Genomic DNA, 1623 nt, shown 5'->3' with positions numbered 1-1623 from the left:
CCCTTGTCTGGACCAAAACCGCCGACCAGATCCTCGACAATCTCGCCAACTACTGCACCCGGATCAATAAAGCTTCCAACGACTCAGGACACTAGTAGTGCTTTGTTAGGTACCAGCGTGTTGCGTGGTTGTCTATTGTGGCTAATGGTTGACTCGCGGGTGTGACTCCGGAGCAGATCGAGCAGGTGCGCCCGCGGTTGGTGGAGTTCACCGCGGCGATGCTGGATGGTGCGGTCGCGCGGTCGGATCAGCGGGTGAAGGGCGAGTTGTACGTGCGTGGCCTGCTCACCGACGGGGCGCGTAAGTCGATGCAGCCGATGGCCGACCGTCTCGGGATCGATCATCAGCGGTTACAGCAGTTCATCACGTCCTCGACCTGGGACTATCGGGTGGTCCGGGCGAACGTGGCCCGGTGGATGGTCGAGGCGATCGACCCGGCCGCCTACGTGATCGACGATTCGGGGTTCCCGAAGGACGGCACCGCCTCGCCGTGCGTGGCCCGGCAGTACTCGGGCACCCTGGGCAAGACCGGCAACTGCCAGATCGGGGTCAGCGTCCAGGCGGTCACCGACACCGCGTCGGTGGCGGCGAACTGGCGGTTGTTCTGCCCGCGATCGTGGGACGACACCATGGTCGCCGATCCCGACCGGGCTGCGGCGGTGCGGGCCCGGCGGGACCGGGCCCGCATGCCCGACGATGTGCGGCACCGGGAGAAATGGCGCCTCGCGTTGGACATGCTCGACGAGATGATCGACCAGTGGGGGCTGCCGAAACTGCCGGTGGCCGCGGACTCCGGCTACGGCGACTGCACCCTGTTCCGGCTCGGCCTGGACGAACGTGGCCTGCGCTACGTGGTCCAGGTCGACCCGACCGCCACCGCCCACCCCGCCGACGCGGTGCCGGTCACCGCGGCCTACTCCGGCCGGGGCCGCCCACCCCGCCCGGCCTACCCCGACCCGCCGGCCACCCTCAAGGAACTGGTCCTGGCCGCAGGCCGCGAGACCGCACGGCAGGTCACCTGGCGACGCGGCAGCCGGCGCAGCAAAGCGAACCCGACTGCGGCGATGCGCTCGCACTTCCTGCGGCTGCGGATCCGCCCCGCGAACCGGGACATCCCCCGCGGCGACGACGGCAGCCTGCCCGAATGCTGGTTGATCGCCGAATGGCCGCCCGGCGCCGACGAGCCAGTCAAGTACTGGCTGTCCAACATGCAGCCACGCACATCACTCAAGACACTGGTCCGGCTCGGAAAGATCCGCTGGCGTGTCGAAGACGACTACCGCGAACTCAAGACAGGCCTGGGCATCGATCACTTCGAAGGCCGCAGCTTCACCGGCTGGCACCGCCACGTCACCCTCACCGTGCTCGCCCAAGCCTTCTGCACCCTGCTACGCCTGGACCCAAAAGCGGATGCGCCGGCCTGACCCTCTACGCCGTAGTGCGCGAGCTACAACAACTGCTCGTCGTCATGGCCGGCGCTTGCCACACCTGCAACCGCCCATTCGACGACACAACCTAACAAAGCACTACTAGTGTCCCGAGTCGTTGATTCATTGCTAGATTGATGGCGTGGGTGATGGTCGTGGTCCGAAGTTGGCGTTGCTGGCGTTGACCGCTGAGGAG

General features: G+C 66.7%; 1 protein-coding gene. It reads left to right on the top strand.

Annotated features, from left to right (window positions below; genetic code table 11):
* Positions 1 to 161 precede the first annotated feature (161 nt).
* A complete protein-coding gene (locus AB0G14_RS35615) occupies positions 162 to 1424 on the top strand; it encodes an IS701 family transposase (RefSeq protein ID WP_357705200.1) in 1263 nt (420 codons plus the stop codon).
* Positions 1425 to 1623: the final 199 nt, after the last annotated feature.

The organism is Micromonospora sp. NPDC023814 (assembly GCF_040639595.1).
Taxonomy (GTDB): Bacteria; Actinomycetota; Actinomycetes; order Mycobacteriales; family Micromonosporaceae; genus Micromonospora.
This window is presented reverse-complemented; position numbering and strand designations above follow the sequence as displayed.